The organism is Craterilacuibacter sinensis (genome assembly GCF_009831765.1).
Lineage (GTDB): Bacteria > Pseudomonadota > Gammaproteobacteria > Burkholderiales > Chromobacteriaceae > Craterilacuibacter > Craterilacuibacter sinensis.
This window is the reverse complement of sequence record NZ_WSSB01000003.1, coordinates 65,340-91,705: the sequence shown is the minus strand read 5'-3', so window position 1 is coordinate 91,705 and position 26,366 is coordinate 65,340. Positions and strand designations below refer to the sequence as shown.

Genomic DNA, 26,366 nt, shown 5'->3' with positions numbered 1-26,366 from the left:
AAGGAGAACACGAATGGAAACCGCACCACCGAACCTGATGGCCCAACTGGCGCTGTTACGCGCACAGGAAGGCGCACTTTACCCGCGCGACACCGCGGCACAACTGGGCATCACCGAATGCGAACTGGTGCATGCCGACCCGGCCGCTACCCGGCTGGATACTTCAGACTGGCCGGCCTTGCTGTCCGCCATCGCGGCCTTGGGCGAAGTGACCGCACTGGCACACAACAGTGCCTGCGTCCATGAGTTGACCGGCCACTACGGCAATGTGCAGTTCGACGGCAAAGTAGGCCTGGCCATCAACCCGGTGATCGACCTGCGCTTTTTCCTGTTCGGCTGGGCGCATGCTTATGCGCAAGTCACGGCGGGTACAGAAGGCATCAGGCGCGCGCTGCAGTTCTTTGACCGTAACGGACATGCAATCCAAAAGGTATTCCTGAGCGACAGCAGCAATATCGCTGCATTCGATGCGTTGCGTGAGCGCTTTGCCTGCCCGCGTACAGCACTGCAGCTAGACGCGGCGACGGTGGTGCAGAGCAAGGCTGCCAGCAGCGATATAGACATTGCCGCATTCCAGCGCGACTGGCTGGCCCTTGGCGATGTACACGCTTTTCATCCCTTGCTGCGGCGCTACGGACTGTCGCGCCAGCAAGCTTTCCGGCTTGCGCCGCCCGGACAGGCCTGGCAAGTCCGTACCGATGCCGTGGAAGTTTTGCTACGCCGTACCGCGGCCATTGGCCTGCCGATTATGGTGTTTGCCGGCAATGGCGGCATCATCCAGATCCACACCGGCCCGCTACATGAAGTCAAGGTTGTCGGCAACTGGCTGAATGTACTGGATGCACAGTTCAAGCTGCGCCTGCGCACCGATCTGATCACCGAAGCCTGGGTGACCCACAAACCGGGCGACACTGGCGCGGTGACCTCGCTGGAGTTATTCAACGAAGCGGGCGAATCACTGGTGACATTCTTTGGCGAACGCAAACCCGGCCAAAGCGAGCGCATCGAATGGCGCAAACTGCTGGGCGAACTGCTGCCACTGGAGAGCGACGATGCATAAATGGGTAAACCGGACGCTGACACTGGCGGCCTTGTCATTCACCCTGCCCTTACAGGCGGCAGAACGTCTGGTCGTAGTCAGCAGTGATGTAGCCGAAATCGTGGTCGCGCTGGGTGCGGCTGGCGAAGTCGTCGGACGCGACCGTTCAAGCCGCATGCCGGAACTTGCGCATGCGGGCGAAATCGGTTTTGTCCGCTCACTCTCGGCCGAAACCATCGCCCGCGCCCGGCCGACGCTGGTACTGGGCAGCGCCGCCGCGCAGCCGCCGGGCATCTGGCAGCAACTACAGCGCATCGGTGTACGCGCCGAAGAAGTCTCACTGGCCGAGGACGGCAGTGACTTTGCCCAGGCGATACAGCGGGTCGGCACGCTGGTCGGCAAACCGGCTGCTGCCGCGACCCTGGCACGTGACTGGCAAACAAAAATGGGCACGCGCCCAGCCAATGGGCGCCGCTACCTGATCAGCTACGATGGCGCCATGGTAGCCGGCAGCGGCACGCCGGCCGACACGCTCATCCGTGCCGCCGGTGGCGTGAATGCAGCCGGCCAGATCAAGGGCTACAAAACCCTGTCGCGCGAGGCATGGCGCACGCTGGCACCGGATGTAATCGTACTGGCCGCACACAATACGCCGGTACATGGTGGCGCGGCGGTTTTCGCACGCCGGCCGGAAATTGCGGCCACCCCTGCAGGCAAGGCCGGCAACGTTGTTGAACTGAGTGCGCGCGATGCCATGATGGTGACGCTGGACAGCCCAGCCGTCGTCGAGCGTTTGCGGAGGCTTTGAGATGGCCGTTATCGAGACAAGGCTTGCGCCTGGCACCATGAACCCGATGCACCGCCTGATGGGCATATTACTGGCAGCCACGCTATTGCTGCCGCTACTGGCGCTGGCAAGCCAGGGCGATGCGCTGGCCTGGCCCGACTTATCCGATCCGCTAACCCAGGCGCTGCGCCTGCCGCGCATCGCAACCGCCCTTCTGGTCGGCGCGGCACTGGCTGCCAGCGGGGCCGCGCTACAGGCGCTGTTTCGCAATCCGCTGGCCGACCCTGGCCTGATCGGCACCTCGGGTGGCGCAGCCCTCGCAGTCGTCGCCGTGCTGGCACTGGGCTGGCATGCCCTGCCCCTGCCTCTGGCCGCATTTGCAGGTGGCTTGGCTGCGACCTGGCTTATTCTGGCGCTGACACGGCTGGTACGCGGCGGTCTTGCCGGCCTGTTGCTGATGGGGCTGGTGGTCGGCGCGTTTTGCGGCGCGCTGATCAGCCTGATGCTGTTTCTGTCTGATGATCTGACACTGCGCGCAGCCAGCGCCTGGCTTGCCGGCAACCTGGCTGCGGCAACACCAGAGCGGCTGGGTGCGTGCGCCCTGGTCGCGCTCACCGGCATCGCACTGCTGCTATGGATCGCACGCGATCTGGATTGCCTGCTGCTGGGTGAGGATGCCGCGCGTTCGCTGGGCGTCGATGTCGTGCGTACCCGGTATCTGGCCGCCATCGGTGCCGCGCTGGCGACCGGTGGTGCCGTCGCCTTGTCGGGGGTGATCGGCTTTGTCGGCATGATGGTGCCCAATCTGGTCGCCGTGCTGGTTGGGGGCTGCAGACGCCGCATGATCCTGCTTTCGGCCTGGGGGGGCGCACTATTTCTGCTGGCAGCTGACACGCTGGCACGCACAGTCGTGTGGCCGATCGACATTCCGGTTGGCCTGATTGCCGCTTTTGCCGGCCCGCCGTTTTTCGTCTGGCTATTTGCCCGCCAGCAAAGGAGTCTAGTCAATGGCTGAAATGGTATTTGATCTGAATGAAATCAGCCTGCTGCGAGGGAATCGGACAGTCATCGACAATCTGTCGCTACATGTCCCCGCCGGTCAGGTCTGTGCCTTGCTCGGCCCCAATGGCGCAGGTAAAACCACCCTGCTGCGCCTGATGGCAGGGCTGGCAAAACCCGCTTGCGGCCAGGTAGTTCTGGGCGGTGACGATGTCTATGCACTGAGCGCAGCCGAACGTGCAAAGCGCATCGCCTATGTCCCGCAACACATACCGGCCGGTTTACCGCTGACGGTTACTGAATTCGTATTACTGGGCCGGATGCCGCATTTGGGACCATTTTCCCAGCCACGCGCAGCCGATCGAGCCGTACTGGACGAGGCACTGGCCCGCTGCGAGCTGGAACAACTGGCAGGCAAGCGGCTGGATAGCCTCTCCGGCGGGGAGCGCCAGCGGGCGGCCATCGCACGCGCGCTGGCACAGCAGGCTCAGGTTCTGCTGCTGGACGAACCGACCAACCATCTGGATCTGCGCCAGCAATTCCGTTTGCAGCGCTTGCTGCAAACACTGGCAGCAGCTGGACATACGGTCATCGAAGTACTGCACGACCTGACATTGGCGGCCAACCACGCTACATGGCTGGCCTTGCTGGATGCGGGCAAGCTGGTCGGCTATGGCAGCCCTGACAAGGTACTGGAACCGGCAGCGCTCTCGCGCGTCTATCGCTGGCCGCTGGCGGTCAGCCAGCAGGTGGCCGGATGGCAGCTATCCAGTGCGGCAAGCACCTCCATGCTTTGAGCGTGCCTTTGTCTGACCGTTAAGCCAAGTTGATGCATAGAGCCAAGCTCTGGCTGACAGGGCTTTTCTACCACAAAGATCCCGCTGCCTGGCAGCAGGACACGACAAGGCGGGCAACTGCGCGTAGTCTCGACACAGGCAAACACCTGTTTGCACGAGCATTTCTAGCGAGTGAGCCCACCATGCCGTCACCCCATCACGTCAAGCCGGGCCAGCACTGGCGGGCAAGCGATTTGCGCGGACTCAGCCAATTAGCGGGCCTGGCAGTCACCCATAGCAGCCATATTGTCGAAAACGTCCACCAGTCGATCAGAAAGACATTGGGCATGTCAGGCGGCGCGGCACCCGGGCAGACTGCCGGCATTACCGGCTTTGTGTACCAGAGCGTACGCGGCGTGACCCGCCTAATTGACCAAGGCCTGCAACGGGCTTTCTCTAGCCTGGAAACACGACTCTCCCCGTCTAATGAGTCGGAGCAAGACAGCCGAGAGCGGCTTGCGCTACTGGCGGCACTGAATGGCGTGATGGGTGACAAGCTGCAAGCGCATCACAGCCCGTTTGCCCTGACAATGAGCTTACGCCATCAGGGTGCACCGCTGGAAATGGCTGCGTGCCCAGCGGGTCAGGGCAAGGTTTTGCTGCTGATACACGGTTTGTGCATGAATGACCTGCAATGGTGCAGCGGCCAGCCAGAGGCGGAGTTCGATCATGGCACCCTGCTGGCCGATGCGCTGGGCTATACCCCGCTTTACCTGCGTTACAACAGCGGCCTGCATGTCTCGCAAAATGGCCACGCACTGGCCGAGCTATTGGAACAGACACTGTCCCAGTGGCCAGTACCCATTAGCGAGCTGACCGTGCTGGCACACAGCATGGGCGGCTTACTGATCCGCAGCGCTATTCATTATGCCCGGGCGGCGGACTTTTCCTGGCCAGACGCGCTGCAGAACATCGTATTTCTGGGCACGCCGCACCATGGTGCACCGCTGGAGAAGGCCGGCAACTGGATAGATGTCATTCTGGGCAGTACGCCCTATAGCGCGCCGCTGGCTAAGATTGGCCAGTTGCGCAGCGCCGGCATTACCGATCTGAGGTACGGCCACGTACTGGATGAAGACTGGCAAGGTCATGACCGTTTCCGGCGCAAACCGGACGACAGGCAAATTCTTCCCTTGCCTGCAGGTGTCGTCTGTTACACCATCGCGGCGACAACGGCGAGCAAGCGCGGCACGCTGACCGAATCCATTCTGGGCGACGGTCTGGTACCGCTATCCAGTGCGCTGGGCGAACATGCAGATCCGCAGCGCGTCTTGCAGTTTTCCCCGCAAAACCAGAGCATCGCCTACAACACCAGCCATATGGCACTGTTAAGCAGCCCCGAGGTTAAGCGCCAGTTGCTGCAGTGGCTGGGCGATCAGGCTCCCGCCCTCCACGCCGGATCATTGCCCGGCTTGTGAGCGGCTGGCCGGGGGTGCGCGACTCCAGCAGAATAAAACATAAAACAGCCCACATCGCGTTAAAAGCAGACAAAGAAAAAAAAGATGGACTAAGTTGACGTAATGCACGTAAGCCATTGTTTTGTATTGTCTTACATACCAACACCACCCGACCGGGAGTATGGAAATGCACGTCAACTTACTCGATACCCTAAAACAGGGCCTGGCAGGCCCCTTCACCGGACTCGCAGCCCAGCATCTGGGAGAGCCCGCGACCGGCATCAAGAACGCTCTGGGCACCGCCATTCCAGTCTTGCTCGCCAGCCTGTTCAAGGAGAACACCAGTGCCGGCGGAACCAACAAACTGCTGGAGCTAGTCAATGCCCCCAACCTGCCATTATTGCAGGATGCAGGCACCTTGCTCACGCCCGACAAGATAGGCGTAGTCTCTGCCATGGGACAGCAGCAGTTGTCATCCCTCTTTGGTGAAAAACTCGCTCCACTGACCTCTACACTCGCCAGCGAAAGCCATTTAAATCTGCTGTCAATGGACAAACTACTGGCTTTAGCCACCCCCTTCGTTCTCGGTTTCCTCAGGAATCAGGCCGGCGGCGGCACCATAGATGCAAGTGCCCTGAGCAGCCTGTTCAAGGGACAGGAAAGCTTTTTATCCGGACAGATACCCGCAGCGATCACGGCCATGCTGGGCCTGGGTTCTTTAATCGGAGCGGCGCCCAAGGCAGTCGCCCAAGCCATCCCGGATGCCGGCCACAAGATCGAGGCTGTCGCAGAAAAATCCGGCTTTGGCCGCTGGTGGCTATGGCTGCTCGGACTTGCCGCCATTCTGTTCGGCATCTTTCAATTTCGCGGTTGTAGCGAACAAGCTATCCAGCCCGAACAGCCCCAGGTCATGAAACAAGCGGAAGCGCCACCCCCAGCGCCAGCAGCACCCGCAGCCATGGAGCCCCCCGCCCTTGCCGGCAAGCCGGCAGCCGCCCGCATCTATTTTGATATCGATGTATTTACGCCCCCCGCCAGCAGCAGGAATGAACTGGCGGCCATCGCCGAATATGCCAACGCCAATCCCGCCGCCAAGATCAGCATCAGTGGTTACCATGATAAAACCGGTGAGCCGGCACACAATATCGAACTGGCCAAAAACCGCGCTACAGCAGTCCAGAAGCTACTGACGGAAGCCGGTGTTCAAGCCGATCAGATCGTACTGGAAGAACCGGTCTACACCGTGGCCGACATGGCCGACAATCGCGAATCCCGCCGCGTGGAGGTGGAAATCAAATAATCGCACGGCACTTTCCGGACAGCAAAAATCCCGCCAGCGGCGGGATTTTTTCATCTAGAGCAGGCAGTGCTTAAGCGGCTTGCACCGGCGTGGCACCATATTTCACTTCGGTGATGCGGTTATCCGCATCAACAAACACCTGCGCCGGCTTGTTGGCGGCGACTTCCTGCTCGTTCATCTGGGCAAAAGTCGCGATGATCAACAGATCCCCCGGCGCGGCACGACGTGCAGCCGAACCGTTGACCGAAATAATGCCCGAGCCACGTTCGGCGCGAATGGCGTAGGTCGCAAAGCGCTCGCCATTGGTCACATTCCAGATTTCGACTTCTTCGTATTCGAGAATATCGGCGGCTTCCAGCAGGTTTTCATCGATGGCGCACGAGCCGATATAGTGCAGTTCCGAATGCGTGGTCGTCACGCGGTGCAGCTTGGATTTGAGCATGCTTCTGAGCATGAGGTATTTCCCTTTTTTCCTGACAATCAAACCATAAGGCCCGATGCAAACCTGCAGCGGGCCTTATGCGGGTAGAAGACAGACCGCTTAACGCGCGACTTCTACATTGTCGATGAGGCGGGTCTTGCCCAGGCGGGCAGCGACCAGCACCACCAGATTTTTTTCACCGGCATGGGCGATTTCCAGCGTTTGCGCCTGACGCACCTCGACATAATCGACACGCCAGCCATGCGCCTCCAGATCCTGGCGCGCACGCGTTTCCAGCGCCGCATAATCGCTGTCGCCGGACAGCAAGGCCTCGCGCATCAGCGTGAGATTGCGGTACAGGCGCGGCGCCTCGGCACGCTCTTCGCTCGTCAGATAGCCATTACGCGACGACAAGGCCAGACCATCATCGGCACGGCCGGTATCAACCGGTACCAGTTGCACCGGGCTATTCAGGTCTTCCACCATGCCGCGGATAATCGCCAGCTGCTGATAGTCCTTCTTGCCAAAGCAGGCAAAATCCGGCTCGACAATATTGAACAGCTTGGTCACCACCGTCGCGACACCACGGAAATGTCCGGGACGGAAAGCCCCGCACAACTCGTCCTGCAGATGCGGCGGTTCGACATTAAACGACTGGCGGACATGCGGATACAGCTCGGCTTCCAGCGGAAAGAACAGCACATCGACGCCGGCCGCTTCCAGCTTGGCGCAATCATCATCGAAGGTGCGCGGGTAGGCATCAAAATCCTCCCCTTGGCCAAACTGCAGGCGGTTAACGAAAATGCTGACCACCACATGCGCGGCATGCTGATGCGCTTCGTTAACCAGCGCAATATGGCCGGCATGCAGATTGCCCATGGTCGGCACAAAAGCGACGCTAGCGGCTTGTTTACGCCAAGCGCGCAGCTCGGCAATGCTACGAATGACTTGCATGGTTCATCCCTTAGAAGGTGTGCTCGGCGGCAGGGAAGCTCTTGTCCTGCACGGCCTTGACATACGCTTCGACCGCACCCTGTATGCTCTGGGCGTCAGCCATGAAATTCTTGACGAAACGGGCCTTCTTGCCCGGATAGACACCGAGCGCATCGTACGACACCAGCACCTGACCGGACACATCGACGCCGGCACCAATGCCTATGGTTGGCACAGCCACGGTTTCGGTGATTTCGCGCGCCAGCGCAGAGGGCACGCACTCCATCAGCACCATGCTGGCACCGGCCTCGGCCAGCACCTTGGCGTCGTTGACGATGCGGCGCGCATCGTCTTCGCTCTTGCCCTGCACCCGGTAGCCGCCAAAAGCATTGACGAATTGCGGCGTCAGCCCGATATGGGCACACACCGGAATGCCGCGCTCGGACAGGAAACGGGTGGTTTCCGCCATATAGGCGCCGCCTTCGATTTTCACCATATGCGCACCAGCCTGGATCAGGCGCGACGCATTGGCAAATGCCTGCTGCGGGCTTTGCTGGTAGCTGCCGAAGGTCATGTCGCCCAGCACCAGCGCACGTTTGGCACCACGCGCGACACAGCGCACATGATATTCCATCTCTTCTTGCGTCACCGGCAAGGTCGAATCTACGCCCTGAATGACCATACCCAGCGAGTCACCCACCAGCAGGATATCGACACCGGCATCCTCCAGCAGGCTCGCAAAACTTGCGTCGTAGCAAGTCAGCATGGAAATCTTGCGGCCTTCGGCGGCCATCTTGTTCAGGGTATTGACAGTGACTTTCATGACCTAGGTGTCTCCTTAGGGTCTTTGGAACTGCGCACAAGCCTGGCTTGTGGCCAGACGCATCAAGCGCTCTTGTTAAAATAACTGCGCTGCCCGCGCATCTCGCTAATACAGCGCAACAATAATTCAAAATCTTCGCCCCCCTCAAGCAAGTTGAGGTGATCGGTGTTCACGGTCAGCAAGGGCGCGGCATCATACTCGTAAAAAAAGTTGCGGTAAGCCTCATGCACCCGCTTGAGATAGCCGTCAGGAAAATTAACTTCATACTCGCAGGCGCGCTCGGCCACCCGTGACAACAACACGTCTTCCGAGGCCTCCAGATAGATCACCAGATCGGGCGACGGATGCTCGGGCAGGATGCGCGGTGTCAATTGCCGGTAGAGTGCCAGTTCTTCGGCATCCAGATTGGCACGGGCAAACAGAGCATCTTTTTCGAACAAAAAGTCCGACACCACCGGCCGGCCCTGAAGCTCACCCTCTATCATGCTGCGCGCGGCACTACTGCGCTGCAATAAAAAAGAGAGCTGAGTAGACAGTGCGTGATGCGGCATGCTGCGATAAAAACGCGGCAAAAAAGGATTCGCCTCGGACGCTTCGGCCAAAAGGTCGACTTCCCAATGCTCGGCCAGACGGCGCGCCAAGGTCGATTTGCCGGCACCTATCGGCCCTTCTATCACCACATAACGCAAAGGATTCATGCACGCTCTCCAACAATCGGACGGGGGTTTAGTCGTTCAGGCGCTCGATACCAGCCGAACCCAAGCGCTCGGCCAACTCTCGTGCCGACCCGTAATGACCCAACTGGTAGTCGGGTGCAATCTGGGCCAAAGGCTGCAACACAAAGGCACGCTCATGCATGCGCGGGTGCGGCAGGGTCAGCACCTCACTATGCCTGATCTCGTCACCATAAGTCAGCAGGTCCAGATCCAATACGCGCGGCGCGTTGCGAAAAGAACGCACACGGCCATGCATACGCTCGATTTGCATCAGGGCATCCAGCAAGGCATCCGCATCCAGCGCGGTGTCCAGCTCGGCCACGGCATTGACAAAATCAGGCTGAGCAATAAAACCAACCGGTGTGGTGCGGTACAAGGCGGAGCTTGCCAGCAAAGAGGTGCCCGGCAAGGCGGCCAGCGCCACCAGCGCCAGCTTCAGCTGGGCGGCCGGGTTATCCAGATTGCTGCCCAAAGCCACAAAGGCGCGAGTCAAGCGACATCTCCGGCAGCAGGCTTTTTGCGCGGACGGCGGCGGCGCTTGCGCACAGGTACACCCTCTTCATCCTTGACCGCGGCAATCAGCGCCTGACGCGCTTCATTGTCGCCCTTCTGGAAATCGGCCCACCAGGTCACCAGCGACTGCGGCACTTCGCCGGCCGCGGCACGCAGCGCCAGGAAGTCGAAACCGGCACGGAAACGCGGCTGTTCCATAAAGCGGAACGGGCGCTGGCCGCTACGCGCATCGAAGCGCGGCTGCTGCATCCAGATTTCGCGCATGGTGACGCTAAAGCGGCGCGGAATGGCAAAATCGTTGTCCTGCGTCGCTTCCACATCAGCCATGGCCTGCATCAGGGCCGGAATCGGTTTTTCCCCATCCGCCTGCAAGGCCTGCCAGCGCTGATCCACCTGACGCCACAGCAAGGTCGCCAGCAAGAATCCGACCGAAATCGGCCGCTCGTCGCGTACGCGCGCATCGGTGCTATCCAGCGCCAGACGGATAAAACCGTCATCGGCCGCCTCGCCCATAACCACATCCAGCAGCGGGAAGGCGCCGCCGGACAAGCCTTCATCGCGCAATTTGGTCAGGCAGTCCCAGGCATGGCCGGACAGCAAAAGCTTGAGCAACTCGTCAAACAGGCGCGCAGCCGGTTCGTCCTTGAGCAGAACGGCATGAGAGGCAATCGGCTTGCGCGTTTTTTCATCAATAGCGAAGCCTAACTTGGCCGCCAGACGCACGGCGCGCAGCATGCGTACCGGATCTTCCTTGTAGCGCTGCACCGGCTGGCCGATCATCACCAGCTTTTTGGCCTTGATATCGCGCATACCCTGATGAAAGTCGACGATGGACTCGTCGGACGGGTTGTAAAACAGCGCATTAACGGTGAAGTCGCGACGGTGCGCATCTTCTTCCTGCGAGCCGTAAGAGTTGTCGGCCATGATGCGGCCCGAGTCGTTCTTGCGGCCGATATTGCCACCACGGAAGGTAGTGACCTCGATGGTTTCCGGCCCCATCATCACATGGACAATGCGAAAACGCTTACCGATGATGCGCGAGCGGCGGAACAGGTGATGCACCTCCTCCGGCGTGGCATTGGTGGCGACATCGAAATCTTTGGGTGACACACCCAGCATCAGGTCGCGTACGGCCCCCCCGACCACATAGGCGGAAAAACCGGCTTCCTGCAAGGTGGAGGTTACACGTTGGGCGCCGCGACTGAGTTCGTCACGCCGGATTCCGTGCATGGCAAACGGAATGACTTTGGGTTTGCCACGGCGGCTGCCCAACTCTGCGGGCAGTTCGAGCACGCGTCGGATTAACTTGCGGATCATGGGAATGGGGTAGCGGATTCTGGTTTTGGTCGCGGGACGCCGCGACAGACATGGGACGGATTATATCGCGAAACCGGCCGATGCACACCTCGCTTGACAAAGGCAGGGCGCACACCCTACGCTGAGCCCTCTTGAGTACAGTGCAATATCTGCTATTCGAGTATCGGGGTTCCGACCCCAGCGCCGATTTAACCGACAACTTGCAGGGCGCCCATATAAATCCTGCTAAAGCGACGCCTGGCTGCGACCGGGCCCGCATAAGGCGACCCGCGCACGACAAGGACAGAACCATGTACGACTGCCAGACTGACAACTACACCGATTTCGACGCCCCGGCACCTGCCGTCTTGCGCCCTGCTTCTAGCCTCAACGGCGTGCTGCATGCGCACTCGCTGCATGCCGACACCCATGGCGCACTGGCCAGCCTGGCGGCCCACGCCGCGATGCTGGGCTATATCCCGCGCCACAAAGGCACAAGCTTGCTGATAAGCGATGTTTCACTGGATGACGCACTGGCCATCAATAGCCGTTTTGCCGCCCAGTTGGTCATCAGCTGCGAGCTGCGCCAGGACCCGCCCGCACGCCATCGCTAGCACAGGCCGGACAGAAGCAGGCGTTTGCCGCTACAATAGCGTGCTTACGCCTGTTTGCTCTGGATGACCATGCTGTTCGAACTCAATCGTGCGCCACGCGGCGCCATCAGCCGCGAAGCACGCTCCCTGATCCATCTCGCCTTACCCATGATGATCGCCCAAGTCGCCCAAGTCGCCACCGGCTTTGTCGACACGGTCATGGCCGGCAACGTCAGCACCGATGACCTGGCTGCCGTATCCCTGGGTTCCAGCATCTTCGTGACCGCCTACGTGACCCTGATGGGGGTCGTGGCGGCGCTGAACCCTATTCTGTCGCACCAGTTCGGCTCGGGCGAGCATGGCGACATCGGTGAAACCGGCCGTCAGGGCCTGTGGTTCGGTCTGTTTGCCGGCATCCTGGGCATGATTGCCATGATCGCGGTCGAGCCCCTGCTCAGGCTATGGCTGACGCTGCCCGAACACGTCGAAGACATGACCATGCTCTACATCACCGGTGCCGCGCTTGGCATGCCGGCGGCGCTGATGCACCGCAGCCTGCACGCCTACGCCTCCAGCCTTAACCGGCCACGGCCCATTATGCTGGTCAGCCTGATTGCGCTGGCACTCAATATCCCACTTAACTACATCCTGATTCACGGCCTGTACGGCATGCCCAAAATGGGCGGCGCCGGCTGCGGCTGGGCTACCGCCATCGTGTTCTGGTTCAATGCCATCGCACTCTACATCTATATCGCGCGCGCCAAGCACTTCAAGCCCTACGGCCTGACCGAGCGCATGAGCTGGCCCGATTTCAGGCGCTATGCCGGCTTTCTCAAGCTGGGCATTCCGATCGGCCTGTCCTTCTTTGTCGAAGTCAGCCTGTTTTCCTTTATTGCGCTTCTGGTCGCCAAGCTGGGCACACTGGTCGTGGCCAGCCACCAGGCGGTACTCAACTTCACCAGCATCATCTACATGCTGCCGCAAAGCCTGTCGGTTGCCCTGTCGGTGCGCGTCGGGCAAGCCGTGGGCGCGGGCGACTATCTGCAGGCCCGCTTTGTATCCGGCGTAGGGCTGGTAGCCGGCCTGATCGCCGCCTTTATCACCATGGTGCTGGTCTTGCTGCTGCGCGAGCCCATCATCCGCATGTATACCAATGACCCGCAAGTCATCGCCATCGGCCTGACCCTGCTGCTGTTTGCCGCGGTCTATCAATTGACCGATGCCGCACAAACCATCGCCTCGGGTGCACTGCGCGGCTACAAGCTCACCACCATTCCGATGTTCATCCATATTGTGTCGTTCTGGGTGCTGGGACTGGGACTGGGCATTGTGCTGGGCTTGACCGATTATCTGGTGCCGGCCATGGGCGTCAACGGCTTCTGGGCCGCGCTGGTGGTCAGCCTGTCGGTCGCAGCCTTTTTCCTGGTCTGGTATCTGGCTCGCGAAAGCCGCCAGCGCCTGCATCGCCAACATTTAGCAAAGATTGCGCCATGAGCCTGACCCTGCACAGTGAAACCTCACTCAAGCCTTATAACAGCTTCGGTCTGAATGCCCTCGCGCGCCATTACACCGAACTGGAGACGCTGGCGGACTTGCCCGCCCTGCTCGCCAGCGACGCCTACCGGCAGGGGCCGGTACTATGGCTGGGCGGCGGCAGCAATATGCTGTTTACCCGCGACTATCCGGGCATGGTGGTGCGCATGGCCACCCGCGGCATACGCGTCATCGCCGACACCGATACGCATATCGAGCTTGAAGCCGCCGCCGGCGAAGCCTGGCATGATTTTGTGCTGCATACGCTAGAGATGGGGCTGTCCGGACTGGAAAACCTCAGCCTGATTCCGGGCACGGTCGGAGCAAGCCCGGTGCAGAACATCGGCGCCTATGGGGTGGAAGTAAAAGACGTCATCAGCGAGGTAGTCTGCGCCGATCTGGCAAACGGCGGAGCCGAAGTCGTTTTGCCAAACAGCGACTGCCGCTTTGCCTACCGCGACAGCATCTTCAAGCACGAAGCCGGTGCGCACCTGCTGGTCACCGCAGTGCGATTCAGGCTGGACAAAGCCGCCAGCCTCAAAACCGCCTATGGCGATATTGCCCGCGAACTGGACAGCCGCGGCATCAGCGCGCCCACGGCGCGCGATGTCAGCCAGGCGGTGATTGCCATCCGCTCGCAAAAGCTGCCCGACCCCGCGCAACTGGGCAATGCAGGCAGCTTCTTCAAGAACCCGATTGTCGATGCGACCCAAGCCGAAGCACTGCTGGCACGCCACCCGGCGCTGCCGCACTATCCGGCAGGTGAAGGCAGGGTCAAGCTGGCGGCCGGCTGGCTGATCGATCAGGCAGGCCTTAAGGGCTACCGTGACGGTGATGCCGGCGTACACGCCAAGCAGGCGCTGGTACTGGTCAACTATGGCAAGGCTAGCGGCGCTGAAATCTGGGCACTGGCCGGCAAGGTCAGGCTGACGGTCGCCCAGCACTATGGCGTCGATATCGAGCCCGAACCTATCGTAATCTGAACTAGGCGGCCACCCGAGCCGCTGCAACATACAGGCTGACCATGGCGGCAAAGCCCAGCAGCCAGGCCAGCGAACGCAGCGTTGGCCGGTCGGTCATGTAAAACACGCCATGCGCCAGACGGGCCGCGATAAAAATCAGCGCGGCCACGTCCATCAGCGCCTGCGAGACCCCCACCCACTGCGCCACCAGTACCGCAGCGACCCAGGGGGTCAGCGCCTCCCAGGCATTTTGCTGCGCCCAGTTGGCGCGCAGGCGATGCCCGGTCGCATTCGCCAGCACAGTACGCGGCTGATGGTTATCGTACGGCGCCCCCGCCTTGGCCAATACCGCCCACAACAAAGGCAGTAGCGAGGCAATCAGCAAACTCCACAAGGCAAAACCCATCATCACGTCCCTCACGGTTTAAACCGCACTCAATTCCCACGTTTCCCCAGATAGGTCGCGTCGTCAAACGACACCACCCATGCCGGCCGGTACACCGTCAAGACCGCCATCGCAAGGCCCGTGGTAAACGCCTCCGACCACGACAGCAAAAAATAAAACGGCAAGACTTCATTTAGCAAAAAGTCCGTCGCATAAGCCCCTGCCAGCATCAGCGCCGCACACGATGCCAGCGTCGACAGCAACAGGCTGGCGCCACCTGCGGCAAAGGCACACACGAACAGATAGACAAAATAATTCGCCGGCAAATAGCGCCGGCTCAATCGCCATACCCCGTGCACCAGGCCAACCGGCAGCAAGGCCATGGTGAGAAAATTCATCCCGAAAGCCTGCCACTGCCCCAGACCCAGCGTAGACACCGCCAGCAGCACCAGCGCCAAAGCCGGCAAGGCCAGCCATGGCCCCAGCATCAGCGTCAGGATGGCGGCTCCCAGCAAATGAAAAGACAGGCCGTTATTCAGCCCGCCATGCAATAGCCACAAAGCCAGCACCGCCACCGTCGCCCCCATACCGGCATTAAGCAGGCGGCTATCCAGCTTGCGCCACGGTGTGCGCCACAGGCAAAACAACAAGACAAGCAGCGACAGCAGCGCCGACAAGCCTAGCCAGTCACGGGGAAACAGGTCGGCAGTGAAATTCATAACAGGCACAGACAAAGCAATATGCCCAAATCATAGCAGAACACAGGCGAGTTTCCCTTAAGCATCACAGCACAGCATTCTGCTAGAATCGCGCTTTTGTCGCCCGCCACGGAGAACGCCATGCCCAGCCTGCCCGCCCCTCATCTGATTGCACAGGACGTTACCCGCGCGCTGGCCGAAGATATCGGTGCCTGCGACTGGACGGCACAACTGGTTGCGTCCGAAACGCAAGGCCAGGCGCGCATTATCGTGCGCGAAGAAGCCGTCATAGCCGGACAAGCCTGGTTTGACGAGTGCTTCCGTCAGGTCGATGCCCGCTGCCAGATACTGTGGCTGGTCAAAGAAGGGGAAAGCGTCGCGCCGGGGCAAACGCTATGCGAAATCACCGGCCCGGCGCGTGCCTTGCTGACAGCCGAGCGCTCGGCACTGAATTTCCTGCAGCTGCTGTCTGCCGTCGCCAGCGAAACCCGTCGCTACAGCACACTGATTGCCGGCACGCGCGCGCGCATTCTCGACACCCGCAAGACCCTGCCCGGTCTCAGGCTGGCACAGAAATACGCAGTACTGGCCGGTGGAGGCTGCAACCAGCGCATCGGGCTTTACGATGGCATCCTGATCAAGGAAAACCATATCGCGGCAGCCGGTTCGATTGCGGCAGCTTTGCAAAGCGCATTCGCACTGGCGCCGGCCGGGGTCAGCATACAGGTGGAAGTAGAGAATCTGGACGAGTTGCAACAGGCACTCAACGCCGGTGCCTCTCTGGTACTGCTGGACAATATGTCGCTGGAAGAAATGCGCGCGGCCGTGGCGCTGAATCAGGGGCGCGCCGAACTTGAAGCTTCGGGCGGGGTGGACTTCGACACGGTACGCACCATTGCCGAAACCGGCGTTGACCGCATCTCGATCGGCAAGCTGACCAAGGATATCCGCGCCATCGATTTGTCGATGCGCTTTACCCAGGCTTAAAGGCAAAAACGGCTAAGGAAGCGGCGTGTGTATAGGGCATTGTGCCTTGCACCGCCGTTTTTAAGTAGACAGACCCTAAGCCAGACGCACCGCCAGCTGATGCAGCATGCCGGCGGTCGCACCCCAGATGAAATGTTCTTCATGGGTGAGCGAGTAATACTCGCCCACCACGCCACCGCGGTTAAAAGCATGGCGCTGATAGGCCGACAGATCGAGCGCGCGCGCAAGCGGCAGCTCGAAAATCTCGGCCACCTCCCCCGGTTCAGGCACCAGACTCACAGGCGGCGTGATAATGCCGACGACCGGATGAATGGCAAAACCGCTTAAGGTCGGATAAACCTCCATCTCGCCGACCACGCTGACGCTGTCTTGCGCCAGCCCGACTTCCTCCCAAGCCTCGCGCAATGCCGCATCCATCACACTCGCGTCGTCCGCATCCACTTTGCCGCCGGGAAAACTGATTTGCCCGGCGTGGCTTTTCAAAGCCTCGGTGCGGCGTGTCAATAAAATGCTCGGCCCTTGTGCATGCCATAGTATGGCGATCAGCACCGCCGCCGCCCGCAATGCCACATGTGCAGGAAAGCCCTGGGCAAATTCGGGGCGCACGGGTCGCGCCGCGCGTGCCATACACAGGGACAGCCAGCCATGGGCATCCTCGGCCGTGGCGGGGTAGTCGGGACGAAGACCATGATGGACAGGATTCATCCTCATATCATGTCTGCTTGCCATAAAAAAAGCCAGCGCAAAGGCTGGCTTGTTTTGGCGATCAGATCTTAGCGGCGCATCGAATCGAAGAAGGCTGCATTGGTCTTGGTTGCGCGTATCTTGTTCTGCAAGAACTCCATCGCCTCGATATCGTCCATCGGATACAAGAGTTTGCGCAACACCCAGATACGCTGCAACTGGTCTTGCGGCACCAGCAGCTCTTCGCGGCGAGTGCCCGAGCGGTTGATATTGATGGCAGGGAAAATACGCTTCTCGGCCATTTTACGGTCAAGATGCAGTTCGCAGTTGCCGGTACCCTTGAATTCTTCGTAGATCACGTCATCCATGCGGCTGCCCGTGTCGACCAGCGCGGTGCCGATAATGGTGAGCGAGCCACCTTCTTCGACATTACGCGCGGCGCCGAAGAAGCGCTTGGGACGCTGCAGCGCATTGGCGTCCACACCACCGGTCAGCACCTTGCCCGAAGCCGGCACCACCGTGTTGTAGGCGCGCGCCAGACGGGTAATGGAGTCAAGCAGAATCACCACGTCTTTTTTATGCTCGACCAGACGCTTGGCCTTTTCGATCACCATCTCGGCGACCTGCACATGGCGCGTAGCCGGCTCGTCAAACGTCGAACTCACCACTTCGCCGCGCACCGAACGCTGCATCTCGGTCACTTCTTCCGGACGCTCGTCGATCATCAATACGATCAGAATCGCTTCCGGATGATTGGCCGAAATGGCATGTGCAATATGTTGCAGCATCACCGTTTTACCCGACTTGGGCGGTGCCACCAGCAAGGCACGCTGGCCTTTGCCTATCGGGGCGATCAGGTCGATGATGCGGCTGGTAATATTTTCTTCCGCCTTGATATCACGCTCCAGCCTGAAAGGCTCGGTCGGAAACAGCGGCGTCAGGTTTTCAAACAGGATCTTGTGCTTGGAGTTTTCCGGCGGCTCGCTATTGACCCGGTCGACCTTCACCAGTGCAAAGTAGCGTTCGCCGTCTTTTGGCGTGCGGATCTCGCCTTCGATGCTGTCGCCGGTATGCAGGTTGAAGCGGCGGATCTGGCTGGGGCTGACATAAATATCATCCGGACCGGCCAGGTACGAAGTATCCGGGCTACGCAGGAAGCCGAAACCGTCGGGCAACACCTCCAGCGTACCTTCGCCGTAAATGCTTTCACCTCTTTTAGCCTGGTTTTTCAGCAGGGCAAAGATCAGGTCTTGTTTACGCAAGCGGTTGGCGCCGTCAATTTCATTGGCGATCGCCATTTCCACCAATTGGGTGACGTGGAGATGTTTGAGGTCAGATAAGTGCATAGCAGCCGTGTGTCGACTTTTGATGAAGTGAAGGGAAACGATTGACTTCAAAAGCCGGAAGTATGAGGAAGAAAACGGGAGAACAGGCGGCGGAGGGGCCGCCCGTACATGAAACTGCTGGAAGGATAGTCTTGATTAGATGTGGCTGTCAATAAATGCCGTCAACTGACCCTTGGCCAGTGCACCAACCTTGGTTGCCACCACTTCGCCATCCTTGAACAGCATCAGGGTAGGAATGCCACGAATACCAAACTTGGGCGGGGTCTGCTCGTTCTGGTCGATGTTCAGCTTGACCACTTTCAGGCGGCCTTCGTAATCGCGCGACACGTCGTCCAGAATCGGGGCGATCATCTTGCAAGGACCACACCACTCGGCCCAGTAATCAACCAGAACCGGGCCTTGTGCCTTCAGTACATCCTGTTCGAAGGAGTCATCGCTAACGTGCTGGATAAGATCGCTCATGGTTTCCTCTGGGTATGTATGCGTTATTCGCTGTTTAAGCGCTGATGGTAGCAAAGCCACAAGCCCAGCGGCAAGCCCGAATCCGGCAAGGCTCTGGCTTTGGGCCGGCAACCACTTTGCATGACAAAAATATAGCAGGGCGTATAGTACAGGCATGACTTACCCCCTTCCCGCCTTGCGCACACGCCTGTACCGCCTGATGCCGGGACTGCCGGTTTTCGTCCACTACCGGCGTCAGGATTTACCGGCCGATCTGTATGCCGGCCTCACCGTGGCCAGTATTGCCCTGCCGGTGGCGGTGGCGTACGCACAAATGGCCGGCTTTTCGCCTGAAATCGGCCTGTATGCCTGCATGCTGCCACTACTGGCCTATGCACTATTCGGCAGCTCGCGCCTGTTGATACTAGGGCCGGATGCCGCCACTTGCGCCATGGTCTCCAGCGCCCTGACTCCGCTGGCCGCCCAGCAGCCGGACACCTACCTTGCGCTGTCGGCACTGCTGGCGTTTTTTGCCGGCGTGTTGTGCCTGCTCGCAGCACGCCTGCGCCTGGGCTTGCTGGCCGACTTTTTGTCCCGCCCCATTCTGGTCGGTTTTCTCAACGGTGTAGCGCTGAGTATTTTCATCGGCCAAAGCGGGCCGTTGCTGGGTTTTACTCTGGATAGCCACCGTATTTTGCCGCGCCTGGCCGAACTGGCCGATAAACTGCCGCAAACCCACCTGCCGACACTGGCCATCGGCCTGTTGACCTTCGCTACGATGCTGCTTTGTGACCGCCTGCTACCGCGCCTGCCTGCTGCGCTTGTCGCCATCATCGCCAGCAGCACCGCCGTGGCTGCGCTGGGTTTGCAAGCCAAGGGGGTGGCCACACTGGGCTTCGTACCTGCCGGTTTGCCTACCCTGCACCTGGACTTTAGCCATATATCGGCTTACGAGTTGGGCGGGCTGTTGACGGCGGCCGCTGGCGTTGCTCTGATCAGTTTTTCCAACGCCATCCTGACCGCCCGCAGTTTTGCCGCCAAAACCGGCGAACAAATCGACCCGGATCAGGAACTCAATGCGCTGGGCGCGGCCAATATCGCGGCGGCGCTGTCCGGCAGCTTTGCCATCAGCGCCGCCGACTCGCGCACTGCCGTCAACCTCTCGACTGGCGGGCGAACCCAAATGGTGTCGGTCGTCACCGCCGGCATGATCGCGCTGGCCATTGTGTTTCTGACGCGCCCCTTGCAATTTGTTCCGATCGCAGCGCTGGCCGCCATTTTGATGCATGCAGCCTTTGGCCTGATCGATCTGGCCACACTGCGCCAGTTGCGCCAGATCAGCCGCAGCGAACTGGGCGTCGCACTGCTGACCACGCTGGGGGTGGTGAGCGCCGGCGTAATGCAGGGCATCGCGATTGCCATCGGCCTGTCTCTCTTGCGTTTTATCCGCATTACCGCCCGGCCCGACGACGAGATTCTCGGTCGCATCCCCGGCGTACCCGGTTTTCACGACAGCCGGCGCCACCCCGATGCAATACTGGAACCCGGCGTGCTGATTTACCGCTTCAATGCGCCGCTTGTTTTTTTCAATGCCCCCTACTTCAAGCACCGCGCCTTGCAAGCCTGCCAGACACAAACCGGCTTGCGCTGGATGATCATAGACATGTTGCCGCTGACCCGTCTGGACGCCACCGGGCTTTATGCCCTGCACGAACTCAAACACGAACTCAGGCTGCGCGGCATCCATCTGGCGCTGGCCGGGCGGCGTGCCGAACTCTTGCAATGGCAGCAAAGCCATGCCCAGCAAGACTGGGGCAGCGCCGACCATCTTTACCAGACACTGAAACAGGCACTGCGTGCTTTTCAGGCAACAAATACCACAAGCCCGCCTTTGCCAGACACGGGGCATTAGGCGAACGGCACGCATCGGGTATAATGCCCGCTTGTTACATGTACAAGGACTCGAAATGGGTTTCCTGCAAGGCAAGAAAATTCTGATCACCGGCATGATTTCCAACCGTTCGATCGCCTACGGCATCGCCCAAGCCTGCCACCGTGAAGGGGCAGAACTGGCGTTTACCTATGTAGTCGACAAATTGGAAACGCGTGTTCGTGACATGGCCGCCGACTTCGGCTCCAAGCTGGTCTTCCGCTGCGATGTGCAGAACGATGACGAAATCAATGCACTGTTTGCCGATCTGGGCAAGGAGTGGGAAGGTCTGGACGGTCTGGTACACGCCATTGCTTTCGCCCCGCGCGAAGCGCTGGAAGGCGACTTTCTCGACGCATTGAGCCGCGAAGCGTTCCAGACCGCACACGACGTATCGGCCTACAGCTTCCCGGCACTGGCCAAGGCGGCACGTCCGATGATGCAGGGACGCAAGGCATCGCTGCTTACCCTGTCCTATCTGGGCGCAGTACGCGCCATGCCCAACTACAACGTGATGGGTCTGGCCAAAGCCAGCCTGGAGGCGTCGGTACGCTTTATGGCTGCCAGCCTGGGCAAAGAAGGCATACGCGTCAACGGCATCTCGGCCGGCCCGATCAAGACGCTGGCGGCAGCCGGCATCTCCGGCTTCTCCAAGCTGCTCAGCGCCGCGGCCGATCAGGCCTGCCTGCGCCGCAATGTCACCACCGAAGAAGTCGGCAATACGGCCGCCTTCCTCTTGTCCGACCTGTCGTCGGGCATTACCGGTGAAATCACCTATGTGGATGCCGGCTTCAGCATCAATGCCATGAATGCGGCAGAAAACTAAGCACGCATCACCGTAGGCAAAGGCGTCCGCTTGCGGACGCCTTTATTATTTTTGCCGACCGGATCGCCTACCCCATCATGAACAGCAATAGCCAGAAAATCCGTTTTTTCCGCAGCCAGATCCCGGCCTTTGCCTGTGTCCCCGGCTGCCACGATTGCTGCGGCCCGGTCACTACTTCGAGCGAGGAAATGGCCAGACTGCCGCGCAAAAGCACAGCCGAGCACGAGGCCGCACTGGCGGCACTGAGTTGCCCGCATCTGGGTGACAAGGGCTGTCAGGTTTACAGCGAACGCCCGCTGATCTGCCGCCTGTTCGGCACTACCGCCAGCCTGCCCTGCCCGCATGGCCGCCGCCCCGAAGTACTGACCGCCCCGGATATCGAAACACAGATTCATCAGTACATGCGCAACACGCGTCAGGTGCTGGTTTAAACGCTGGTCATGACACACCCCGGCCAAAGCCGGGCGGTGTCAACGCTTTACCCAAACTCAGAAGCCTATCGTCCACAGCGCCCAGACAGTGAGCAGCGTGCCGGCCAATGCCGTGCCGTAACACAGCACACGGGCGCCGGTGCCGGCATGGATGCCCACATCGTGCAGACTATGGAAGATGCGGTGTACCGCATGCCAGAAGAACAAGGCTACCACTGCCAGGATAAAGGCCTTGCCGAACAGGTTCTGCGCAAAGGCCAGCATATTGGCGTAGGAGAAAGCATCCGCCGGCAACAGCCCCAGGGGGACGGCAAAGGCGGTGATCAACACCAGCATGGCGCCGATCAGCGCCGCCAACATGCCGCCTGCGCCAAACAGCAGCCAGAATATCGGCTCATGACTACGCTTCAGGGCTTGGTTCATTGTGCACCTCCGCTCGTCAACATCCATACAATCCCGAATAGCAGCACGCTGGCCACCAGTGCACCGCCCAAGCCCAGCGCGGTAATGGTCGCACCGGCCACCCGCTTGCCGCCGACCTTCATCGGCGGCAAGGTGCGCGGCATGATCTTGAACCAGGTGTAGCCGTGATACAGCATCATGGCGAAGATGGCGGCGTTGAGGATCAACAGCGGCACACTGGCAACGAACGCGCGGTAGGCATCCCACGCGGCCTTGCCCTGTGCCAGACACAGCACGCCCGCCAGCAGCTCCAGTGCATACAGCCAGACAAAAAAAGCCGTGCCTTCATGCACCATATACTCGACGAAAAACGGGTCGCGGCGCCACCAGCCAGCCATAGGCCGGACATAGGGTTTTCTCGCACTCATCGGCACTCTCCTTTTTCGCCAGCAGGACGCATAAAGCGGAAGAAGTAGTCGCGCGCGCTGTTCATCTTGCCCACGTTGACCGCATTTGCCGGGTCCACCATCTTCGGGCACACCTCGGAGCAATAACCCACCGCAGTGCAATTGAACACGCCGACTTCGCTATTGATCAGCGCCATGCGCTCGGCGCTGCCGCCATCGCGACTGTCAAGGTTGTAGCGGTGCAGCAATGCAATGGCGCCCGGGCCGATAAAGTCGGGGTTGAGGCCGACCTGCGGACAGGCGGCATAACACAAGCCGCAGTTGATGCAGCCGGCAAACTGGGCATAGAGATCCATTTCTGCCGGCGTCTGCAAATACTCGCCCTCATCCAGCGAGCGCGCTTCTTTGGGGATGATGTAGGGCTTGACCTTCTGCAGCTTGTCCATAAAGCCGTCCATCACCACCACCAGGTCGCGCTCGATCGGGAAGTGGGCCAGCGCCTCGACCCTGATTCCTTCGGGGTAGTCGCGCAGGAAGGTCTTGCAGGCGAGAGACGGCTTGCCACCTATCATCATGCCGCAACTGCCGCAAATCGCCTGCCGGCATGACCAGCGCAGGCTCAGCGTGCCGTCCAGCTCATCCTTGATGTAGTTCAGCGCGGTCAGTACCGACATGTCGTCGCTGTACGGCACCTGATAATCCTGCCACACCGGCACCTCGTCCTGCTCGGGGCGGTAACGCAATACCGAAACCTTAGCCATTGCTGCGCTCATTCTTTAGCCTCCTGCCCTGCCTGTTGTTTTTCCGCTGCCTCGCCTGCCGCACCATACGCACGCACGCGCGGTGGCGAGCGGGTGATTTTCACGTTGCCATAGGAAATGACCGGTGCGCACCCGCTCTGGTAGTGCGCCAGCGAGTGCTTGAGGAAGTTGATGTCGTCGCGCGCCTCGTAGCCGTCCAGACGCTGGTGCGCGCCGCGCGACTCGCGCCGGTTCAGCGCCGAATGTGCCATGGCTTCGGCCACATCCAGCTGGTAACCCAGCTCGATCGCCAGCAGCCAGTCGCTATTCCACACCGAAGAGCGGTCTTCGATGTGGATATTGCGGTAGCGCACCTTAAGCTCGGCCAGCTTGTCGCAGGTGGCCTGCATGCTGTCGTGCAAGCGGTAGATGCCGCAGCCCTCTTCCATGGTCTGCGCCATTTCGCGGCGGATATCGGCAATGCGCTCGCTGCCGTCGCGGCGCAGCAGGTTTTTCGCAGGCAAGGCGGCCGCTTCGGCCAGTTTGAGCAAGGCGGCGCTATTGCGCGGCTTGGCTTCACGCGCATAACGGCTGGCGGATTCGCCGGCCACCTTGCCGAACACCGACAACTCGGCCAGCGAGTTGGAGCCCAGACGGTTGGCGCCGTGGATGCCAACGCTGGAACACTCGCCGGCGGCAAACAGGCCGCTCAAGGAGGATGCGCAGTGCACATCGACCGGTATGCCGCCCATGGTGTAGTGCACGGCCGGGCGCACCGGAATCGGCTCGGTGACCGGATCGACACCCATGAATTCGCGTGCCAGCTCGCAGATTTGCGGCAGGCGCTCGTGCAATTTTTCCGCGCCCAGATGGCGCAAATCCAGATGCACCACCGGCCCGTAGCGGCCGTCTATGGTGCGGCCCTTCTGCATCTCGTACCAGAAGGCCTGGCTCAGACGGTCGCGCGGCCCCAGCTCCATCGCCTTATTGCGCGGCTTGTCCTCGGCCGGCCCCAGACCATAGTCCTGCAGGTAGCGGTAGCCATCCTTATTGACCAGTAGCCCGCCCTCGCCGCGACAGGCCTCGGTAAACAGCAGCCCGGTGCCCGGCATACAGGTCGGGTGATACTGCACGAACTCCATATCGCGCAAAGGCACACCATGGCGATAGGCCACCGCCATGCCGTCGCCGGTGACGATGCCGCCATTGGTGTTCTCGCGGAACACGCGTCCGGCACCGCCGGTGGCAAACACCACCGCACCGGCTTCAATCAGGATCATCTCGCCGCTGGCGATTTCCACTGCCAGCACGCCCTGGGCCCGGCCGTCGTCGACAATCAGGTCAAGCAGAAAGTATTCATCGAAGCGGCGGATGGACGGATATTTGAGCGAGGTCTGGAACAGGGTGTGCAACATATGGAAGCCGGTCTTGTCGGCGGCAAACCAGGTGCGTTCTATTTTCATGCCGCCAAACGGGCGCACATTGATATGGCCGTCTTCCTTGCGGCTCCACGGACAGCCCCAATGTTCCAACTGCACCATCTCGCGCGTACATTCGCCGACAAAATAATCGACCACATCCTGCTCGCACAGCCAGTCGCCACCGGACACCGTGTCGTTAAAGTGATGCTCCAGACTGTCGTGTGCCTGCACCACGCCGGCTGCGCCGCCCTCGGCCGCCACCGTGTGGCTGCGCATCGGGTAGACCTTGGACAATAGTGCAATGCTTTGTGCCGGATCCAGTTCGGCGGCGGCAATCGCCGCCCGCAAACCGGCCCCGCCGGCCCCCACAATCACAACATCAGCCTTGAATACCTGCATACATGCTCCTGTGGCCGGCCCGCTGGCGGGTCAGTCGGATAATCATGCCATGAATATAAAGGTATTCTTATTCAGTTGATTTGATCCCGGTCAGATGCGCCCAAACTGAAGGAAGAAGCCAGATGCTAAATCACGGCCTCTGGCCAGTGCTCGCGCACAACCTTTCCTGCAGCTTGCGGATAAGGGGCGAGTAGCTCAACCAGCATGCGCTGCGTCGCTTGCGAGCTCTGGCCGTAACGCGGCAAACAGAGGCTGAATGCGGGAAAGTAGTCCAAGGCAGGCAAATCCAGAACACGCAACACACCGGCAGCGACCCAGGGCACGGCATAATGCTCGGGCAAATATCCGATTTGCTCGCCCGAAAGCAAGAGCAAGGCCGTGCCTTCCATATGGGCCGAAACGGCACGCGAGCAAAAGCCATCGGCTTCGTCCAGTGGCGTCACACCGGGCTTGCCGCGCCCGGCAATGGCAAACGGCAACAGATCTTTTTTACGCGATACCGGGGGATCGAGCTGGAACACCGGATGCGATGCAGCAGCATACAGGCGCTGGCGCTCGGAAAACAAAGGGATGTATTCCAGGCCGGGCATTTCGTAATCGCTGGAGCACAAGCCTATGCTCAGCTTGCCCTGCAACAACAACACCTCGATTTCATTGGACTCCATCACATCCAGCGTCACACTGACTTCCGGATACTTGCGTGTGAACTCGCGCAGGCTGACCGGCAGACGGCAAGCAGGATTCATCGCAATGGTGTCAACGACCCCGATGCGCACATGACCGAAAATCTGCTCGCGTATCAGGCCCAGCTTGTTCTCGTACTGCCCAAGCTGAGACAGCAGGCGCAGGGTTTCTTCGTAAACCTGCTGCCCTTCTACCGTCAACTTGAAGCCGCTGCGACCGCGCAGGCACAGACACATGCCCAGCCGGGTTTCCAGATCGTGCATTTTGCAGCTGATGGCCGACTGGCTCATACCCAGTTTGGCCTGGGCAGCCGAAAATCCGCCACTCTCGACAATGGTGATAAAGATGCGCAACAACCTGAGATCGAAATTATCCAGACGCACGGCCAGCCTTCCATTTTCGTTTTCCATGGCCGGCAATAAAACAGCCGGCAACAA

At 60.3% G+C, this 26,366-nt stretch carries 29 protein-coding genes; 13 read left to right on the top strand and 16 right to left on the bottom strand.

Going from position 1 to position 26,366, the window contains the following annotated elements:
- Nucleotides 1-13 precede the first annotated feature (13 nt).
- From GQF02_RS04290 to GQF02_RS04265, 6 genes are all read left to right on the top strand, one after another.
- The gene (locus GQF02_RS04290) at nt 14-1,060 is read left to right on the top strand and encodes a hemin-degrading factor (protein ID WP_235930052.1); all 1,047 of its coding nucleotides are present in this window, start codon (nt 14-16) and stop codon (nt 1,058-1,060) included.
- Nucleotides 1,053-1,847 carry a heme/hemin ABC transporter substrate-binding protein gene (locus tag GQF02_RS04285; protein WP_160795098.1) on the top strand — a complete coding sequence of 265 codons (795 nt, stop codon included), beginning with the start codon at nt 1,053-1,055 and terminating at the stop codon, nt 1,845-1,847. The genes GQF02_RS04290 and GQF02_RS04285 overlap by 8 nt, the downstream gene beginning before the upstream one ends.
- A gap of 1 nt (nt 1,848) precedes the next feature.
- On the top strand, nt 1,849-2,841 hold the full coding sequence (locus tag GQF02_RS04280) for a FecCD family ABC transporter permease (RefSeq protein ID WP_235930051.1): 993 nt from the start codon (nt 1,849-1,851) through the stop codon (nt 2,839-2,841).
- A complete protein-coding gene (locus tag GQF02_RS04275; protein ID WP_124735994.1) occupies nt 2,834-3,622 on the top strand; it encodes an ABC transporter ATP-binding protein in 789 nt (262 codons plus the stop codon). The genes GQF02_RS04280 and GQF02_RS04275 overlap by 8 nt, the downstream gene beginning before the upstream one ends.
- Before the next feature lie 182 nt (nt 3,623-3,804).
- Complete coding sequence (locus tag GQF02_RS04270; protein WP_160795095.1) at nt 3,805-5,079, top strand: esterase/lipase family protein; 1,275 nt, start codon at nt 3,805-3,807, stop codon at nt 5,077-5,079.
- 166 nt (nt 5,080-5,245) lie between these two features.
- A complete protein-coding gene (locus GQF02_RS04265) occupies nt 5,246-6,358 on the top strand; it encodes a DUF937 domain-containing protein (RefSeq protein ID WP_160795093.1) in 1,113 nt (370 codons plus the stop codon).
- 70 nt (nt 6,359-6,428) lie between these two features.
- Here the strand turns inward: GQF02_RS04265 and panD are convergent, their stop codons facing one another.
- The 6 genes from panD to pcnB form a co-directional block, all read right to left on the bottom strand.
- A complete protein-coding gene (gene panD / locus GQF02_RS04260; protein WP_124735997.1) occupies nt 6,429-6,812 on the bottom strand; it encodes an aspartate 1-decarboxylase in 384 nt (127 codons plus the stop codon).
- Between the two features lie 87 nt (nt 6,813-6,899).
- Nucleotides 6,900-7,733 (bottom strand): pantoate--beta-alanine ligase, encoded by an 834-nt coding sequence (panC, locus tag GQF02_RS04255; RefSeq protein WP_124735998.1) that lies wholly within the window; start codon nt 7,731-7,733, stop codon nt 6,900-6,902.
- Between the two features lie 10 nt (nt 7,734-7,743).
- Nucleotides 7,744-8,535 (bottom strand): 3-methyl-2-oxobutanoate hydroxymethyltransferase, encoded by a 792-nt coding sequence (gene panB, locus GQF02_RS04250; RefSeq protein ID WP_124735999.1) that lies wholly within the window; start codon nt 8,533-8,535, stop codon nt 7,744-7,746.
- A gap of 62 nt (nt 8,536-8,597) precedes the next feature.
- Nucleotides 8,598-9,233, bottom strand: a complete 636-nt coding sequence (locus tag GQF02_RS04245; protein ID WP_160795091.1) for a deoxynucleoside kinase — start codon at nt 9,231-9,233, stop codon at nt 8,598-8,600.
- A 28-nt stretch (nt 9,234-9,261) separates the two neighbouring features.
- Nucleotides 9,262-9,744 (bottom strand): 2-amino-4-hydroxy-6-hydroxymethyldihydropteridine diphosphokinase, encoded by a 483-nt coding sequence (gene folK / locus GQF02_RS04240; RefSeq protein ID WP_160795089.1) that lies wholly within the window; start codon nt 9,742-9,744, stop codon nt 9,262-9,264.
- The gene (gene pcnB / locus GQF02_RS04235) at nt 9,741-11,081 is read right to left on the bottom strand and encodes a polynucleotide adenylyltransferase PcnB (protein WP_160795087.1); all 1,341 of its coding nucleotides are present in this window, start codon (nt 11,079-11,081) and stop codon (nt 9,741-9,743) included. The genes folK and pcnB overlap by 4 nt, the downstream gene beginning before the upstream one ends.
- A gap of 290 nt (nt 11,082-11,371) precedes the next feature.
- Between pcnB and GQF02_RS04230 the strand changes: the two genes are divergently transcribed.
- The 3 genes from GQF02_RS04230 to murB all read left to right on the top strand — a co-directional run bounded on the left by GQF02_RS04230 (nt 11,372) and on the right by murB (nt 14,169).
- Nucleotides 11,372-11,674 (top strand): hypothetical protein, encoded by a 303-nt coding sequence (locus GQF02_RS04230; protein ID WP_160795085.1) that lies wholly within the window; start codon nt 11,372-11,374, stop codon nt 11,672-11,674.
- A gap of 69 nt (nt 11,675-11,743) precedes the next feature.
- Nucleotides 11,744-13,147, top strand: a complete 1,404-nt coding sequence (locus GQF02_RS04225) for an MATE family efflux transporter (RefSeq protein WP_124736004.1) — start codon at nt 11,744-11,746, stop codon at nt 13,145-13,147.
- A complete protein-coding gene (murB, locus tag GQF02_RS04220; protein ID WP_160795083.1) occupies nt 13,144-14,169 on the top strand; it encodes a UDP-N-acetylmuramate dehydrogenase in 1,026 nt (341 codons plus the stop codon). The genes GQF02_RS04225 and murB overlap by 4 nt, the downstream gene beginning before the upstream one ends.
- 1 nt (nt 14,170) lies before the next feature.
- Here the strand turns inward: murB and GQF02_RS04215 are convergent, their stop codons facing one another.
- Complete coding sequence (locus GQF02_RS04215) at nt 14,171-14,557, bottom strand: MAPEG family protein (RefSeq protein WP_235930050.1); 387 nt, start codon at nt 14,555-14,557, stop codon at nt 14,171-14,173.
- A 26-nt stretch (nt 14,558-14,583) separates the two neighbouring features.
- Complete coding sequence (locus GQF02_RS04210) at nt 14,584-15,252, bottom strand: energy-coupling factor ABC transporter permease (RefSeq protein WP_160795081.1); 669 nt, start codon at nt 15,250-15,252, stop codon at nt 14,584-14,586.
- Nucleotides 15,253-15,372: 120 nt separating this feature from the next.
- Here GQF02_RS04210 and nadC point away from each other — a divergent pair, with 120 nt between their 5' ends.
- Nucleotides 15,373-16,218, top strand: coding sequence for a carboxylating nicotinate-nucleotide diphosphorylase (gene nadC / locus GQF02_RS04205; RefSeq protein WP_160795079.1), 846 nt, complete (start codon nt 15,373-15,375; stop codon nt 16,216-16,218).
- A gap of 75 nt (nt 16,219-16,293) precedes the next feature.
- Here the strand turns inward: nadC and GQF02_RS04200 are convergent, their stop codons facing one another.
- From GQF02_RS04200 to trxA, 3 genes are all read right to left on the bottom strand, one after another.
- Nucleotides 16,294-16,923: a CoA pyrophosphatase gene (locus GQF02_RS04200; RefSeq protein ID WP_160795365.1), complete on the bottom strand. Its 630-nt coding sequence runs from the start codon at nt 16,921-16,923 to the stop codon at nt 16,294-16,296.
- Between the two features lie 68 nt (nt 16,924-16,991).
- Complete coding sequence (gene rho / locus GQF02_RS04195; RefSeq protein WP_124736009.1) at nt 16,992-18,248, bottom strand: transcription termination factor Rho; 1,257 nt, start codon at nt 18,246-18,248, stop codon at nt 16,992-16,994.
- A gap of 135 nt (nt 18,249-18,383) precedes the next feature.
- Complete coding sequence (gene trxA, locus GQF02_RS04190; RefSeq protein ID WP_124736010.1) at nt 18,384-18,710, bottom strand: thioredoxin TrxA; 327 nt, start codon at nt 18,708-18,710, stop codon at nt 18,384-18,386.
- Nucleotides 18,711-18,864: 154 nt separating this feature from the next.
- On the opposite strand from trxA, the gene GQF02_RS04185 reads away from it, so the two are divergent.
- From GQF02_RS04185 to GQF02_RS04175, 3 genes are all read left to right on the top strand, one after another.
- The gene (locus GQF02_RS04185; protein WP_220789332.1) at nt 18,865-20,601 is read left to right on the top strand and encodes a SulP family inorganic anion transporter; all 1,737 of its coding nucleotides are present in this window, start codon (nt 18,865-18,867) and stop codon (nt 20,599-20,601) included.
- 55 nt (nt 20,602-20,656) lie between these two features.
- Nucleotides 20,657-21,445: an enoyl-ACP reductase FabI gene (gene fabI / locus GQF02_RS04180; RefSeq protein WP_124736012.1), complete on the top strand. Its 789-nt coding sequence runs from the start codon at nt 20,657-20,659 to the stop codon at nt 21,443-21,445.
- 77 nt (nt 21,446-21,522) lie between these two features.
- Nucleotides 21,523-21,876 carry a YkgJ family cysteine cluster protein gene (locus GQF02_RS04175; protein WP_160795077.1) on the top strand — a complete coding sequence of 118 codons (354 nt, stop codon included), beginning with the start codon at nt 21,523-21,525 and terminating at the stop codon, nt 21,874-21,876.
- 57 nt (nt 21,877-21,933) lie between these two features.
- On the opposite strand, the gene frdD is transcribed toward GQF02_RS04175, so the two are convergent.
- The 5 genes from frdD to GQF02_RS04150 form a co-directional block, all read right to left on the bottom strand.
- On the bottom strand, nt 21,934-22,299 hold the full coding sequence (frdD, locus tag GQF02_RS04170; RefSeq protein ID WP_220789331.1) for a fumarate reductase subunit FrdD: 366 nt from the start codon (nt 22,297-22,299) through the stop codon (nt 21,934-21,936).
- Nucleotides 22,296-22,706 carry a fumarate reductase subunit C gene (locus tag GQF02_RS04165; protein ID WP_160795075.1) on the bottom strand — a complete coding sequence of 137 codons (411 nt, stop codon included), beginning with the start codon at nt 22,704-22,706 and terminating at the stop codon, nt 22,296-22,298. Before GQF02_RS04165 ends, frdD begins: the two co-directional genes overlap by 4 nt.
- Entirely contained in the window at nt 22,703-23,458 is a 756-nt protein-coding gene (locus tag GQF02_RS04160) for a succinate dehydrogenase/fumarate reductase iron-sulfur subunit (protein ID WP_220789330.1), read from the bottom strand. The genes GQF02_RS04165 and GQF02_RS04160 overlap by 4 nt, the downstream gene beginning before the upstream one ends.
- Nucleotides 23,455-25,245 carry a fumarate reductase (quinol) flavoprotein subunit gene (frdA, locus tag GQF02_RS04155; protein WP_160795073.1) on the bottom strand — a complete coding sequence of 597 codons (1,791 nt, stop codon included), beginning with the start codon at nt 25,243-25,245 and terminating at the stop codon, nt 23,455-23,457. The genes GQF02_RS04160 and frdA overlap by 4 nt, the downstream gene beginning before the upstream one ends.
- 125 nt (nt 25,246-25,370) lie before the next feature.
- Nucleotides 25,371-26,339 (bottom strand): LysR family transcriptional regulator, encoded by a 969-nt coding sequence (locus GQF02_RS04150; protein ID WP_124736016.1) that lies wholly within the window; start codon nt 26,337-26,339, stop codon nt 25,371-25,373.
- Nucleotides 26,340-26,366 lie beyond the last annotated feature (27 nt).